The organism is Methanofollis ethanolicus, assembly GCF_001571385.1.
GTDB lineage: Archaea > Halobacteriota > Methanomicrobia > Methanomicrobiales > Methanofollaceae > Methanofollis > Methanofollis ethanolicus.
The window spans coordinates 59,077-72,393 of the sequence record NZ_BCNW01000001.1; the positions used below are offsets into that span (position 1 = coordinate 59,077).

Annotated in this window: 15 protein-coding genes; 11 read left to right on the forward strand and 4 right to left on the reverse strand. The window is 62.0% G+C overall.

Annotated elements, in window-relative coordinates; translation table 11 throughout:
* Positions 1-552 precede the first annotated feature (552 nt).
* A complete protein-coding gene (locus MEFOE_RS00305; RefSeq protein WP_067046659.1) occupies positions 553-2,544 on the forward strand; it encodes a cation:proton antiporter domain-containing protein in 1,992 nt (663 codons plus the stop codon).
* 3 nt (positions 2,545-2,547) lie between these two features.
* On the opposite strand, the gene MEFOE_RS00310 is transcribed toward MEFOE_RS00305, so the two are convergent.
* Positions 2,548-3,699 carry an FAD-dependent oxidoreductase gene (locus MEFOE_RS00310; protein WP_067046662.1) on the reverse strand — a complete coding sequence of 384 codons (1,152 nt, stop codon included), beginning with the start codon at positions 3,697-3,699 and terminating at the stop codon, positions 2,548-2,550.
* 505 nt (positions 3,700-4,204) lie between these two features.
* Complete coding sequence (locus MEFOE_RS00315; protein ID WP_067052793.1) at positions 4,205-4,705, reverse strand: rubrerythrin family protein; 501 nt, start codon at positions 4,703-4,705, stop codon at positions 4,205-4,207.
* 161 nt (positions 4,706-4,866) lie between these two features.
* On the opposite strand from MEFOE_RS00315, the gene radC reads away from it, so the two are divergent.
* Together radC and MEFOE_RS00325 are read left to right on the forward strand one after the other, a co-directional pair.
* Positions 4,867-5,523, forward strand: coding sequence for a RadC family protein (radC, locus tag MEFOE_RS00320; RefSeq protein WP_067046665.1), 657 nt, complete (start codon positions 4,867-4,869; stop codon positions 5,521-5,523).
* Positions 5,524-5,533: 10 nt separating this feature from the next.
* Positions 5,534-6,412: a cation diffusion facilitator family transporter gene (locus tag MEFOE_RS00325; RefSeq protein WP_067046668.1), complete on the forward strand. Its 879-nt coding sequence runs from the start codon at positions 5,534-5,536 to the stop codon at positions 6,410-6,412.
* A 385-nt stretch (positions 6,413-6,797) separates the two neighbouring features.
* On the opposite strand, the gene MEFOE_RS00330 is transcribed toward MEFOE_RS00325, so the two are convergent.
* A complete protein-coding gene (locus MEFOE_RS00330; protein ID WP_067046671.1) occupies positions 6,798-7,397 on the reverse strand; it encodes a flavodoxin family protein in 600 nt (199 codons plus the stop codon).
* 116 nt (positions 7,398-7,513) lie between these two features.
* Between MEFOE_RS00330 and MEFOE_RS00335 the strand changes: the two genes are divergently transcribed.
* The 7 genes from MEFOE_RS00335 (at position 7,514) to MEFOE_RS00365 (ending at position 12,379) form a co-directional block, all read left to right on the forward strand.
* On the forward strand, positions 7,514-7,738 hold the full coding sequence (locus MEFOE_RS00335) for a zinc ribbon-containing protein (RefSeq protein ID WP_067046674.1): 225 nt from the start codon (positions 7,514-7,516) through the stop codon (positions 7,736-7,738).
* Positions 7,739-7,755: 17 nt separating this feature from the next.
* Entirely contained in the window at positions 7,756-7,881 is a 126-nt protein-coding gene (locus MEFOE_RS00340; protein WP_067046681.1) for a desulfoferrodoxin FeS4 iron-binding domain-containing protein, read from the forward strand.
* Between the two features lie 4 nt (positions 7,882-7,885).
* Positions 7,886-8,227 (forward strand): carboxymuconolactone decarboxylase family protein, encoded by a 342-nt coding sequence (locus MEFOE_RS00345; RefSeq protein WP_067046684.1) that lies wholly within the window; start codon positions 7,886-7,888, stop codon positions 8,225-8,227.
* A gap of 12 nt (positions 8,228-8,239) precedes the next feature.
* The gene (locus MEFOE_RS00350) at positions 8,240-8,878 is read left to right on the forward strand and encodes a peroxiredoxin (protein ID WP_067046686.1); all 639 of its coding nucleotides are present in this window, start codon (positions 8,240-8,242) and stop codon (positions 8,876-8,878) included.
* A 108-nt stretch (positions 8,879-8,986) separates the two neighbouring features.
* Positions 8,987-11,140 carry a sensor histidine kinase gene (locus tag MEFOE_RS00355; protein ID WP_067046689.1) on the forward strand — a complete coding sequence of 718 codons (2,154 nt, stop codon included), beginning with the start codon at positions 8,987-8,989 and terminating at the stop codon, positions 11,138-11,140.
* 8 nt (positions 11,141-11,148) lie between these two features.
* Positions 11,149-11,766 (forward strand): flavodoxin family protein, encoded by a 618-nt coding sequence (locus MEFOE_RS00360; protein ID WP_067046691.1) that lies wholly within the window; start codon positions 11,149-11,151, stop codon positions 11,764-11,766.
* Positions 11,756-12,379 carry a flavodoxin family protein gene (locus MEFOE_RS00365; RefSeq protein WP_067046694.1) on the forward strand — a complete coding sequence of 208 codons (624 nt, stop codon included), beginning with the start codon at positions 11,756-11,758 and terminating at the stop codon, positions 12,377-12,379. The genes MEFOE_RS00360 and MEFOE_RS00365 overlap by 11 nt, the downstream gene beginning before the upstream one ends.
* On the opposite strand, the gene MEFOE_RS00370 is transcribed toward MEFOE_RS00365, so the two are convergent.
* On the reverse strand, positions 12,354-12,956 hold the full coding sequence (locus MEFOE_RS00370) for a zinc metalloprotease (RefSeq protein ID WP_067046697.1): 603 nt from the start codon (positions 12,954-12,956) through the stop codon (positions 12,354-12,356). The two genes, MEFOE_RS00365 and MEFOE_RS00370, sit on opposite strands and share 26 nt — an antisense overlap.
* 76 nt (positions 12,957-13,032) lie before the next feature.
* On the opposite strand from MEFOE_RS00370, the gene MEFOE_RS00375 reads away from it, so the two are divergent.
* Complete coding sequence (locus MEFOE_RS00375) at positions 13,033-13,317, forward strand: chorismate mutase (RefSeq protein ID WP_067046701.1); 285 nt, start codon at positions 13,033-13,035, stop codon at positions 13,315-13,317.

Genomic DNA, 13,317 nt, shown 5'->3' on the forward strand with positions numbered 1-13,317 from the left:
GGCCAGCACGCGCAGAGATAGCCTCCCGAGGATTTACCATGAAAATGATCCAGACGTTCAATTCTGGAGTTATGGATGAGAATTTGAACACACAAATTTCTCTCATACCTGATATACGGAGAACAAAACCGCCCTCAGAACGATCGGGCCCTCTGCCTTCCCGCCCCTATCTTCGTCCCGGGGATCCGGGGGCAGCGCCCCCGGCGTGAAGATGTGGGAAGGGGTGATGATCAGGCGTGCCGCCCCGACCGCAGAGTCTTCACCGCCGTCTCGCACCGGGGGCGTTGCCCCCCGGACCCCCCACGGATGAAGATAGCCGAGGGGCGGCAATTGAACAGTATCCTTCAGGTGCCCTGTTGCAAGGAGAGGAATCAAGTATCCCTCCGCACTCAGGAGAACTGCAACGAGAAATTTTCATCACGTATGCTTGAGCCAGGGGTTCATGCCTGATTCTCCAGAGCCCCATTTTTTCGTCGGAGATCACTGCAAGACAGATCCCGACCAACACTATATTATCACGACCCGCCGATCAGGAGGGATCAGGAGACCCCCATGGATGCCACCATCCTCAGCAACATTGTCGTCATCTTCGCCCTCTCCATCGCGATCATCTTCGTCACTTCACGCCTGAAGGTGCCCGGCATCGTCGGGTTCCTCCTTGCGGGGATGGTCGCCGGACCCTATGCCCTGGGACTCGTGCAGGAGACCGAAACCGTCGAGGCCCTCGCCGAGATCGGGGTGGTCCTCCTCCTCTTCACCATAGGGATGGAGTTCTCATTCACCGAACTCCTGCGGATACGGCGGGCCGTGCTCGTCGGCGGCACCCTCCAGGTGCTCCTGACCGTCACGGCGGTGGCCGTCGGCGCATGGGTCGCCGGCATCCCCCCGGCACAGGCCGTTTTCCTCGGTTTTCTCCTCTCCCTCTCCTCGACGGCGATCGTCCTCTCCCTGTTGCAGGGGCGCTCAGAGGTCGAAAGCCCGCATGGGAGGACAGCCCTCGGGATCCTCATCTTCCAGGACCTCGCGATCATCCCGATGATGCTCCTTGTCCCGATGCTCGCCGGGACCGAAGGGGTGGGATGGACGTCTGTCCCCCTCTTCCTCGCCACCTCCGTCGGGATCATCGGGTTTGTTATTGTATCGGCGAAATGGCTTGTCCCGATCGCCCTCTACCATGTCGCCCGCCTGCGGAGCCCGGAGATCTTCCTCCTCTCTATCCTGGTCATCTGCCTCTTCACCGCCTGGCTCACCCAGAGCGCCGGCCTCTCCCTCGCCCTGGGTGCCTTCCTGGCCGGGCTGATCATCTCCGAGTCCGAGTACTCCCAGGACGCCATCGGTGCCGTCATCCCCTTCAAAGAGGTCTTCACGAGTTTCTTCTTCGTCTCGGTCGGCATGCTCCTCGACGCCGGTTTCTTCCTGGCCAACCCCGTGATCATCCTCATCATCACCGCGGGCGTCATCGTCGCCAAGGCCCTCGTCGCCGGCGGTGTCACCCTCGCCATCGGTCACTCCCTCCGCACGGCCGTCCTCACGGGTCTTGCGATCAGCCAGATCGGCGAGTTCTCTTTTGTTCTCTCCAGTGCCGGCCTCAGCGCAGGGCTCATCGACGGGACACTGTACCAGGCCTTCCTGGCGATGGCGGTCGTCACGATGATCGCCACACCCTTCGTCTTCTCCGCAGCGCCGAAGGTCGCCGACAGGGCGATGCGCCTCGACCTTCCCGAGCGGATCAGGCGGGGCACGATCAGGGAAATGTTCGCGAAGGAGCCCGAGATGAACGACCACATCATCATCGTCGGGTTCGGGATCGGCGGGAAAAATGTCGCCAGGGCGGCGCAGGCGGCGAAGATCCCGTACGTGGTCATCGAGACGAACCCGGAGACGGTGAGACTGGAGAGGGCGAAAGGAGAACCGATCCACTACGGTGACGCCACACGGAGAGCGGTCCTCGGCCACGCCGGCATCAGGACGGCAAAGGTGCTTGTCGTCGTCATCTCCGACCCCTCGGCGACACGGCGGATCATCGCCGCCGCCCGCCGGGCAAACCCGCACCTGCGGATCATCGCCCGCACCCGGTATGTCGGCGACATCGACGAACTCGCCGGCCTCGGCGCCGACGAGGTGATCCCCGAGGAGTACGTCACATCGATCGAGATCTTCACCCGCATCCTCACCGCCTATCTTGTCCCGAGGGACGAGATCGAGCGGTTCACTGCGGATGTGCGGGCCGACGGCTACGTGCTCTTCCGGTCGGCGGAGGCCGTACAGCCCGGCCTCCACGACATCGGGTTCTACCAACCGGGTGCCGAGGTGGAGAGCCTGCGGGTCGGAGAGGGGGCGCCCATCGCGGGCATGACCCTCGCAGAGGCCGACCTCCGGCGGAAGCACGGCGTCACCATGCTTGCAGTCCGCCGGGGGACGCGGGTGATCGCCGCCCCCGACGGGGAGACGACAATCCTTGCAGGCGACGTCTGTGTCGTCATCGGCCCGGAAGACAGGATCGCCGCTGTCGACCACCTCTTCAGGGAGAAAAAAGGGGAGTGAGGGTCACCGGGAGAGGAGGTACGCGTGCGCCTCCAGGGCCGCCTTCGCACCCTCGCCCGCGGCGATGATGATCTGTTTTCCCCGGATGGAGGTGACGTCCCCGGCCGCAAAGATGCCGGGCACACTTGTGTGGCAGTTTTCGTCGACGATGATCTCGCTGCCGGCATTGGTCCGGACAAGGTCCCGGACGGCCCCGACATTTGGTTCGTGGCCGATCTCGGCGAAGACGCCGTCGACGGCGATCTCCTCCTCGGCTCCCGTCTCCTTCTGCCGGACCCGCATGCCGGTGAGCACTGTCTCGCCGACAAGACCGGAGACGACATAGGGTTGGTGGACGGCCACGTTCTCCTTTGTCTTCAGGAGGTCGAGATAGACGGCGTCGGCCTTCAGGGTGCTCCTGACGATGAGGTGAACCGTCCGCGCGATCTTCGCCATTTCGAGCGCTGCGGTCACCGCGGAGTTGCCGCCGCCGACGACGGCGACGGCTTTGCCCCTGAAGAGGGGGCCGTCGCAGGTGGAGCAGACCGAGACGCCCCGGCCCCAGAACCTCTCTTCACCCTCGACACCGAGGCGGCGGGAGCTGCGGCCGGTAGCGACGATGATGCTCCTCGCCCTGACAGTCCGGTCGCCATAGGTGGTGACGACGAAGCGGTCGTCCTCCCTCCTGACGCCGATAGCCCGGTCGAGTTCGAGGCTGATGTTCAGGCCCCGCGCCTGCTCCTCGAACTTTGCCATCAGGTCCTCGCCCGAGACCACCCGGTAGCCCATATAGTTCTCGACCGCCCAGCTCTCCATCGCCTGTCCACCGATGTTCTCCGAGATTATCAGGGTGGAGAGGAGTTTCCGCGTCGTGTACACCCCGGCGGTGAGGCCGGCGGGGCCGGCACCCAGGATGACAACATCGTAGAGTTCGTCCTTTTTCTCGGTCCCGAAGAGGGCGTTGAGGCGCGGGGCGTCGAAGCCGACGATCACGTCCTCCCCCACCACCGTCACCGGCACGCCGAGTTGCTTCGAGACCCGGAAAAGTTCCCGTACCGCCTCCTCGTCCTCGCCGACGTCGATAGTCTCGTATTCTATCCCGTGTTTCTCCAGGAAGGCCTTGACCATCCGGCAGTACGGGCACTGCTTCGTGGAGTAGACTTTCACCTCCGGCATAAGGGGGGGTTGGAAGGCCGGGATAAAAGGGTTGTGCAGGTCGGGGATCGATGGCGACCCTTCCACCTTCGCGCCAGATTTGCACCGGGGTGGTGGAAACGATGCGGCGGCAGAAGGGGACCGTTCCTGACAGGTATGTGCGTACAGAGTACAGTATGAGAAGTGTGTACAGGTACCCGGGATAATTTGCACACGATCCGGAGAACATACGGCACGCCCGCGGGGGTGGTGTGTGCCGGTCTGTGAAACGCGGGGTGGTGCAAACGTCGGCGAGCACCCGGCGTGCACGGCCCAGTTGCCGGATCGGCGGCTGCCGGCGACGGATTTCCCCGGTGCAAAACCGGCGCGAAGGAGAGAAAAGGGGTGCAACGGTGCAAAAGACAGGGGGCCGCAGTCTCCGCTTTACAATCTCTGTATGATGTATCCGATCCACTATTCCCGACGTTTTTCAAAAACCGCCGGGAACGAATGTTTCACGGGCGGTTTTCCAGAAAAAAAGAGAGGTTTATTCAACCTTGATGAAGTTCTTCCCGGCCTCACCGCAGATCGGGCACTTCTCCGGCGCTTTCCCGATCTCGATGTTCCCGCACCAGGGGCAGAGGAAGACCTCGGCGCCCTCGAAGTCCTTCCCGGCGAGGACGGCCTCAAGGGCCTTCGTATAGAGGCCTGCATGGACCTGCTCGGCCTTCATCGCGTGGGTGAAGATAGCGACGGCCTCGGGCTTGCCCTCTGTCTTCGCCTCTTCGACGAAAGCCGGATACATCTCGGTGAACTCGTCGGTCTCCCCTTCGATGCTCTCCTGGAGGTTCTCGGCCGTCTTTTTGATCCCGCCCATCACGGAGAGTTCGCGCTTCGCGTGGATCGCCTCGGCCTGCGATGCGGCGCGGTACAGGCGTGCCACGTTCTTGAAACCTTCTTTGTCCGCCTTCTCCGAGAAGGAAAGGTACTTGCGGTTCGCCTGCGACTCGCCGGCAAATGCTGCCTTGATATTCTCCAGTGTTGCCATGACCATCACTTCGACAGGCATCCATAAAAAAATATTCCCGCCCCTCCCCGCCGGGCCGGGCATAAAGGAGCACATCTGTCCATTCAAGCACCCATATGACACCGATCCAGAAGAGGAGAGTATTCGAAGATTTATATACTGCGAGGGCGGATCACCCCCTGATGAAACAGATGCGGGAGGTGCCCGCCCGCGAGCGGCCACGGGAGAAGATCGCGGCGAAGGGTGCGACGGCCCTCACCGACCGCGAACTCATCGCCGCGATCATCGGGAGCGGTGTGGCCGGGCGCGACGTGCTGGAGGTCGCCCGTGAGATCGAGGGGGTGATCGCGGACTCGTGCGTCCCGGCGTACGACGCCCTTGTCAGGGTGCCGGGCGTCGGCGAGGCCAGGGCCTGCCAGATCACCGCCGCCTTCGAACTTGCCCGGCGCCGCTTCCTCCCGGCGGAGACGCGGGTCGCCTGCCCGGCCGACGTCCTCCCCCTCGTGAAGTACCTCGCCGACAGGCAGCAGGAGTATTTTATCTGTATCTCCTTGAACGGCGCCGGCGAGGTCGTCGGCAACAGGGAGGTCACGAAAGGGCTCATCAATTACAGCCCCGTCCACCCGCGGGAGGTCTTCGCGGATGTGATCACCGACCGGGCGACCTCGGTGATCTTCGTGCACAACCACCCCTCGGGAAGCCTCCAGCCGAGCAGGGAGGACATCACCATGACGAAACAACTCGTGGCCGCCGCCGAGATCCTCGGCATCAGGGTACTCGACCACCTCATCGTCACAAAGAAGGGCCACCTCTCTATGCGGGAGGCGGGGCTCCTCTGAGGGGGAGAGGATGGAGTACGACCGGGTCAGGCGGACTCTCTGGCTCATCCTCGCCCTGAACATTATCGTAGCCGTCGCGAAGGCGGTCTTCGGCCTCATGGCCGGTTCGATGTCCATGGTCGCCGACGCCCTCCACTCCTCCTTCGACTCGGCCTCGAACATCATCGGCCTTGCCGCCACCGGCATCGCCGCCCGCCCGCCCGACAGGGACCACCCGTACGGCCACGCAAAGTTCGAGACTTTCGGGACACTCCTCGTCGGCGGGATGCTCCTCCTGACTGCATACTGGGTGATCAGCGAGGGCGTCGTCCGCCTCACCACCGGCACCGTCCCCCACATCACCGCCCTGACAGTCGGGGTGATGGTCGCCACGACTGTCATCAACATCTTCGTCGCCGTCTACGAAAGGCGGGTGGGCGAGGAACTCGGGAGCAATTTTCTCATCGCCGATTCGGAGCACACGAAGAGCGACGTCTTCGTCTCCCTCTCCGTCCTCGGGGGTTTCGTCGTCGTGTACCTCGGCTACCCCCTGGCCGACCCCTTTATCGCCCTTGCCATCGGGGCGCTCATCGGCAGGATGGGCCTCTCCATCATACGGGAGGCCGGTATGGTCCTCACCGACGCCGCCACCGTGCAATGCGAGGAGAATGTCAGGGAGATCGTCGCCGCAATCCCGGGCGTCCTCGGGTCGCACGAGTTCAGGTGCCGGGGCGCTCCCGGCGAAATGATGGCCGACATCCATATCACCGTCGACCCCGGCATGACCGTCGAGGAGGCGCACAGGATCGCGGAGGAGGCGGAGGCCGCGATCAGGGGTGGCGTCCCCGGCATGAAGGAGGTGATCGTCCATATCGAACCGGGGGAGAAAGACGGGAGGGAGAAGATCTGAGGGTGTGGCTCGATAGTATTCCGGGTCTGGGTGGCCTTTACCGGAGGAATCCCTCGAAAACCTACGGCCAACGGCAAATCAGAGATTTGCCAGAACAGAAAAATCTTCGATTTTCCCATATTTCTCGAAATCGCTGACGCTCGTCCCCTTTTCCGGATTGGGACAGGGCGACAAGTTCCCTCCTCAGAACCTCTGCTCTATCTTCCCCGGTCCAATCCTAATTTTGGGGGTCCGGGGGTTGTGAGCGTCAGCGAGCTTGAGAAGACCATTAGGTCTTCGATGAAACCCCCGGCAGACTGTATGGGGAAGGCAGTGGATCTGCATTCCGATCCGGGGGAATGATTGAAGGGAGTCGAGAAAATCTTTGATTTTCAGAGCCTCGACATCACTCCCTCTTCCCGACCACCCGGCAGAGCTCCTTCCCCTTCTCGTAGGCGGCCGCGACGACCTCGGGCCGCATCCTGATGTCCCGCACATGGTCCATGTCCTTCTGGAAGACCCCCTCCCAGTACGGGCAGTCGATGATCTCGCAGAAGGTCCGGGTCGCCTGGAGGGCGCCGTCGAAGTTGTCGGGCCGGTTCATGCCGGAGATGCAGATGAAGAGAGTTTTTCTCTCTTTCCGGCGCTCTTTCGAGATGAAAGGCTCTTTTCGCATGTACTTCGCCATATAAAAGACCTGAAAGCGGTCCATGAAGGACTTCAACTTTCCCGGGATGCCCATCGTCATGATCGGGGTGGCGATGATCAGGCCGTCCATCTCCCTGAACTTCCGGTAATATGGTGTCAGGTCGTCCTGCATCTGGCAGTCCTCATGGGCCATGCAGTGGAGGATCTCCATGCAGGGCTGAAAATTGAGGTACGGCACCATCACCTTCTCGACCTCGCACCCCGCTTCCTCCGCACCCTCCACCGCCTTATTGAAGAGGTACGCGGTGTTTCCTCCCCGCACCGGGCTTCCAAGGAGTGCGATGATCTTTTTCGCCATGCAATCGACCTCGGCATGCCGCTCTATATAGTTATGCCCGACCCGGGAAGGCGGGACCAGAAAATGAGCAAAGAATATATAAAACGTGATTATAATACATCGCTGGTGAAACAGTGATGGCAGAAAAACCAAGAGACGTGAAAGCAGGCCAGAAGGTCGGGCCCGGAACCTATGTCTGCATCGACTGCGGTCGTGAACTGAAAGTGACCGAGGCAGAGAGAGACCTGGTCAAGTGCCCGAGTTGCGCCTGCGAGAACTACCAGTGCTTCCCGATGACCCATATCAGGCCCGACATCAAGACGCCGGAAGACGCCGTTCACCCGCCGAAACGGAAGACGTAGATCCGGGGGCGAGGACGATGGTCAATGTGGAGGAAGTGGGGCAGGTCTTCATGTGCGAGATCTGCGGCAACGTCGTTGAAGTGAAAGAAGTAGGCGGAGGAGAACTGGTCTGCTGCGGCGAACCGATGGTCCTCCGGGAGTAAGAATATGGAGCAAAAACTGAAGGAACTGGAAGAGAAGATCGGGAAGGTCCCGAAGATCTTCGCCGAACTGAAGACTGTCGAACCTGATCTCTACGAGAAGGTGATGGGCCTCGACCAGATGGTCTGGGCCGACGGCGCACTCTCGAAGCAGACGAAGAAAGTGCTTGCCATTGCCATCGCCGCCGCACTCAGGGACCGTCACGCGGTCAGGGCCCAGATGGCAGGGGCGAAGAGCCTCGGGGTCAAGAAGGAGCAGATCGAGGAGGGCCTCAGGGTCGCATTCCTCCTTGCCGGCATGCCTGCGTACGTCTACGGCAAGACGGCCCTCGAGGAGTTCATGGGATAGGGGGGAGCAGAGATGGAAGATGCACCCTGCCTTCCCATCATCGGCGAGGCAGCACCCGACTTCGAGGCGGTCACGACACAGGGGCCCCTCAAACTCTCCGAACTCCGGGGGAAATGGGTCGTCCTCTTCTCCCACCCTGCAGACTTCACGCCGGTCTGCACCACCGAGTTCGTCGCTCTTGCGCAGGCAAACCCCGAACTCGAAGCCCTGAACGTGAAGTTGATCGGACTCTCCATCGACAGCGTCCACTCGCACCTCGCCTGGGTGAAGAACATCGAGGAGAAGATGGGCGTGAAGATCCCCTTCCCGGTCATCGCCGATCTCGACATGAGCGTCGCAAAGAAGTTCGGCATGATCCATTCGGGTTCCAGCAGCACGGCAACGGTCAGGACCGTCTTCTTCATCGACCCGGAGGGGACGATGCGGGCGATGATCTACTACCCGCTCACGAACGGCCGGTACATTCCCGAGATCGTGAGGCTGGTGAAGGCCCTCCAGACGACCGACCGACACAAGGTCTCGACGCCGGCAAACTGGCAGCCGGGCGAAAAAGTCGTCGTTCCGCCGCCAAAGACCGCCGCGGAGATGGAGAAGCGGGCCAGCGAGGGTTACGAGTGCAAGGACTGGTATCTCTGCTTCAAGACGATCTGACTTTTTTTCTGGACAGGACAAAAACCGTCCTGTCTTCTTCCACACCTCCGGCCACGGGCGAACGGATCAGAACACTAATACCAGATAGCGCCTGTCATTGAGAATGATATGGAGGGCATATCCGAACCGAGGCGGCAACTCGCCACCCTGATGAGCAACCTTCCCGGCATGGTGTACCGGTGCAGGAACGATCCCGCCTACCCGATGGAGTTCGTGAGCGAAGGCGCGTATGACCTTCTCGGTTACCCTCCCGCCGACCTCACGGGCGGCGACGTCATGTACGGCAGCCTGATCCATAAGGAGGACAGGGACCATGTCTGGAAAGAGATCCAGGAGGCCGTCAGGACGGGCGGCCCCTTCAGGGCGACCTACCGCGTTAAGACGGCCAGCGGGAGGGAAAGATGGGTCTGGGAGCAGGGCAGAGGTGTTTTTGACGAGAAAGGCCGCCTTGTAGCCCTCGAAGGGTTCATCGCCGACATCACCAGGCAGGTGGAACTCCAGGAAGACCTCAGGCAACGCGAACTGCAACAGAAGGCGATCCTGGACAACATACCCGACATCGCCTGGCTCAAGGACGGGGATGGTCGTTTCGTCGCTGTCAACCGGGCATTTGAAACCTCCACAGGCCGGGCTGCCGGGGAGGTCATCGGCAAGACCGATGCCGCGGTCTGGCCGCCCGATATCGCGGCAAAGCACCAGGCGGAAGACGAGATGGTGATGACCTCCGGGAGGAGGATCTCTATCGTGGAGCCGCTCAGGAGGGCCGACGGCTCTGAAAGGTGGGTGGAAACGATCAAGACACCCGTCGCGGACGGCGCCGGCCGGGCGGCCGGGACCGCCGGGATCTCACGGGACATCACCGACAGGAAGGTGATGGAGGCGGCCCTGCGCGAGAGCGAAGAACGGTACCGGCTCTTCCTCCAGAACTTTCCGGGCATCGCCTTCAGGACAGACGCCGACCTGAACCCGGTCTTTCTCCACGGCAACGTCGAGGGGGTCACCGGGTATTCTGCCGGAGAGATCCTTGCCCGGACAGAGAAGGGAGACACCATCATCCAGCCGGCAGACAGGGAGGCCTATGCGGTGTGTTTTCAGGGCGCTCTCACAACCGGCATGCCGGCGGCGGCCGACATCAGGATCCTCAGAAAGGACGGAGAGGGCCGGTGGCTGCACCTCCAGGCCCAGCCTGTCCCCGGCCCTGACGGTCGTCCGACAGGGGTCCAGGGCGCGGCCTATGACATCACCAAACGGATACAGGCCGAAGAGGAGATCAGGAACCTTGCAAAGTTTCCGGAGGAGAACCCGGGTCCGGTCATCAGGGTGAGCGGGACCGGCCGGGTCCTCTATGCCAACGGGGCGAGCAAGATCCTTCTTGAGACGTGGGGAACCGGGGTGGACGGCATCATCCCGGAATCATGGCAGGAGATCGTCGCCGAGACGCTGGAGACCGGACGAAAGAGGAGCAGGGACGCGGCGGCGGACGGGACCGACTACACGCTCACCTGCGTCCCGGTGGCTGAGGGGGGATATGCAAACCTCTACGGCGTCGACATCACAGAGAGGAAGGCGATGGAGTGCGCCGCACAGGAGGCGAACCGGAAGCTCAACCTCCTCAACTCCATCATCCGCCACGACCTCCTCAACCAGATCACCGTCCTCCAGGGCTACCTCGAACTGTCCGGGCTCGGCGACACCGCTTTTCCCTATCTCGGGAGGCTCGTCGAGACCTCGGAAAGGCTCAGGCGTCTCGCCGAGTTCACGCGTGATTACCAGGAACTCGGGGTCAGGGGACCGACCTGGCAGGCGGTCGGGGAGGGGATCAGACATGCCTTTACCCAGCGCTCTCCCCGGGGGATCGCCTTCGAGGCGGAGATTGATCCGGCACTCCATATCCTCGCCGACCCCCTCCTCGAACGGGTCTTCTACAACCTGGTGGATAACACCGCCGTGCATGGCGAAGACGCAACGAGGATCCGTTTCGGCGTTGCGATGGCGGAGAGTGGGATCACCCTCATCTATGAGGACAACGGCATCGGCGTGCCTGCTGTGGATAAGGAGGAGATATTCAGGCGCGGGGCCGGGAAGCACAGTGGTCTCGGGCTCTTCCTCTCGCGCGAGATCCTCTCCCTCACCGGTCTTGCGATCCGGGAGACGGGTGTGCCGGGCGAAGGGGTGCGCTTTGAGATCGCCGTCCCGAAAGGGCGATACAGATATGCGAAGACGGCGCCGGACCGCCAACCTTTTTGTGACGCCGGACGATAGGAGATGCGATGGCAATTCATATCCTTGCAATCGCCGGGAGCCCCCGCCGACACGGGAACTCGGAGACACTCCTCGACTGGTTGGTCGCCGCCATGGAGGCGGAAGGGGCCGACGTCGAGAAGGTCGCCCTTGACGAGGTGGACGTCAACCCCTGCCGCGGCTGCAATGCCTGCGAGACCCTGAACAAATGTGTCCAGAGGGACGACCTCGACTGGCTCGGCGAAAAACTCCTCGACGCCGATTGCGTCGTCCTCGCCGCCCCGATCTACTGCATGGGGATCTGCTCGCAGGTGAAGGCCCTCATCGACCGTGCGCAGGTCTTCAGGTCGAGGAAATATGTCCTCAAACTCCCGGTCGTCCCGCCCGAACGGAAGGGAAAACGGCTCGGCGTCTTTCTCTCGACGGCCGGGCAGAAATGGGATCATGTCTTCGATGCGGCGGTCCCGAGCGTGAAGTGTTTCTACCACGTGATGGAGATCAGGGACAGCGACATCTCCTATCTGATGGTGAACGGTGTCGATTATGCCGGCGAGATCGAGGGCCACCCGACGGCGAGGGCCGACGCGGAGGCCCTCGGCAGGAATCTCATGCAGGAACTGAAGGAGCGATTTGGCGATGACAGTTAAGGTCCTCGGCATCTCGGGAAGCCCGCACAGGCACGGGAACACCGAGACACTCCTCGACGCCTTCCTCGACGGGGCCGGGGAGGCAGGTGCGGAGGTCAGGAAGGTGGTGCTGAGAGAACTCTCGTACACGGCGTGCCGCGGCTGCAATGCCTGCCACAAGAAAGGGGACTGCATCGTGAAGGACGACCTGACCTGGCTTTTCGAGCAGATCCTGGAGGCCGACGTCCTCGCCCTCGCCTCGCCGATCTACTCGATGGGGATCACGGCCGAGATGAAGGGACTCATCGACCGCGGGCAATTCCTCTGGGCGCAGAAGTTTGTCTTGAAGACGCTGTTCTTCCCTGACGAGCATATCAGGCGGCACAAGGGGGTCTTCATATCGACGGCCGGGCAGAGCTGGGACAATGTCTTCGATTCGGCGTACCCGATGGTAACGGCCTTTTTCAACGGGACCGGATTTGAATATTACGACAATATCATCGCAAACAACATGGACGAGTACGGCGGGATCAGGGGGCACCCGACCGCTCTTGCCGATGCAAAAAAGAAGGGGGAGGAGGTTGTCGCCGAGGTGCTTTCCCTGATCTCTACAGGTACGTCAATGCGGCGATGAGGGCGGCGAAGGCGGCGACGAAGAGCACCGCAAAGACCCGCATATCCCAATCCAGAACTTTTCTTCCGTCGAGGACGCTCACCGGCAGCATGTTGAAGGCTGCGAGCATCGCGTTGATCTGGACGCCCATGATGCCGATCAGCCAGAGGAGCATGTTTTCGAGAGCGCCCCCCGCGAGAAAGACGCCGAAGAAAACGCCGCAGAGGGCGAGATTCGTTACCGGCCCGGCCGCCGAGATGATCCCGTTCTCCCTTTTCGTGGTGGAGCCGTAGATCATGGTGGCGCCGGGTGCGGCGAAGACGACGCCGACGAGGGCCGCGAGGACGACAGCAACGACGAGCATGGTGTTGTCCTTCTCGAACTCTGCCCAGTAGCCGAAGTGCATGGCCGCGAACTTGTGGGCGAGTTCGTGGAGGACGAAGCCGACTCCGACGGTGAGGAGGGAGACGACGAAGTAGAGCAGGAAGCTGGAGAGCGCGATCCCGCCCCTGACATAGAGGAGGCTGAAGGCGACGGCGATGGCGACCCAGGCGATGAGGAGGTCACGCCGTTCCCGCCGCGGGATTCTTTCGAGCATAGAGGATCGTGCGCCTTCCGGAGGTATATCCCTGTGGGTCGGCACGGTTTTGAACCAGGACAGCAATCCAACAGGCATGACAATCGAGGAGATCAGGAAAGAGGTGGATGCCGTGGATTCCCGGATCATCGACCTTATCGCCGAAAGGCAGGCGATCGCCGGGCGGATGGCTCACGAGAAGTACCTTGCCGGGGCCCCGGTCAGGGACGAGGGGAGGAGACGGGCGCTGCTCGAACGGGTCTTCAACGAGGCAGTGGAAAAGAACATCAACCCGGTGCAGGTGCGGACGATCTTCGAGATCCTCGTCGAGATGAGCGAGGAGAGGCAGCGGGAGTGTACGGGGGAGGGGAACCTCCCCTGA

Coding starts and splice junctions, on each gene's coding strand:
- MEFOE_RS00305 (WP_067046659.1), top strand. CDS start 553: ATGGATGCCACCATCCTCAGCAACATTGTCGTCATCTTCGCCCTCTCC.
- MEFOE_RS00310 (WP_067046662.1), bottom strand. CDS start 3,699: ATGCCGGAGGTGAAAGTCTACTCCACGAAGCAGTGCCCGTACTGCCGG.
- MEFOE_RS00315 (WP_067052793.1), bottom strand. CDS start 4,705: ATGGCAACACTGGAGAATATCAAGGCAGCATTTGCCGGCGAGTCGCAG.
- radC (WP_067046665.1), top strand. CDS start 4,867: ATGAAACAGATGCGGGAGGTGCCCGCCCGCGAGCGGCCACGGGAGAAG.
- MEFOE_RS00325 (WP_067046668.1), top strand. CDS start 5,534: ATGGAGTACGACCGGGTCAGGCGGACTCTCTGGCTCATCCTCGCCCTG.
- MEFOE_RS00330 (WP_067046671.1), bottom strand. CDS start 7,397: ATGGCGAAAAAGATCATCGCACTCCTTGGAAGCCCGGTGCGGGGAGGA.
- MEFOE_RS00335 (WP_067046674.1), top strand. CDS start 7,514: ATGGCAGAAAAACCAAGAGACGTGAAAGCAGGCCAGAAGGTCGGGCCC.
- MEFOE_RS00340 (WP_067046681.1), top strand. CDS start 7,756: ATGGTCAATGTGGAGGAAGTGGGGCAGGTCTTCATGTGCGAGATCTGC.
- MEFOE_RS00345 (WP_067046684.1), top strand. CDS start 7,886: ATGGAGCAAAAACTGAAGGAACTGGAAGAGAAGATCGGGAAGGTCCCG.
- MEFOE_RS00350 (WP_067046686.1), top strand. CDS start 8,240: ATGGAAGATGCACCCTGCCTTCCCATCATCGGCGAGGCAGCACCCGAC.
- MEFOE_RS00355 (WP_067046689.1), top strand. CDS start 8,987: ATGGAGGGCATATCCGAACCGAGGCGGCAACTCGCCACCCTGATGAGC.
- MEFOE_RS00360 (WP_067046691.1), top strand. CDS start 11,149: ATGGCAATTCATATCCTTGCAATCGCCGGGAGCCCCCGCCGACACGGG.
- MEFOE_RS00365 (WP_067046694.1), top strand. CDS start 11,756: ATGACAGTTAAGGTCCTCGGCATCTCGGGAAGCCCGCACAGGCACGGG.
- MEFOE_RS00370 (WP_067046697.1), bottom strand. CDS start 12,956: ATGCTCGAAAGAATCCCGCGGCGGGAACGGCGTGACCTCCTCATCGCC.
- MEFOE_RS00375 (WP_067046701.1), top strand. CDS start 13,033: ATGACAATCGAGGAGATCAGGAAAGAGGTGGATGCCGTGGATTCCCGG.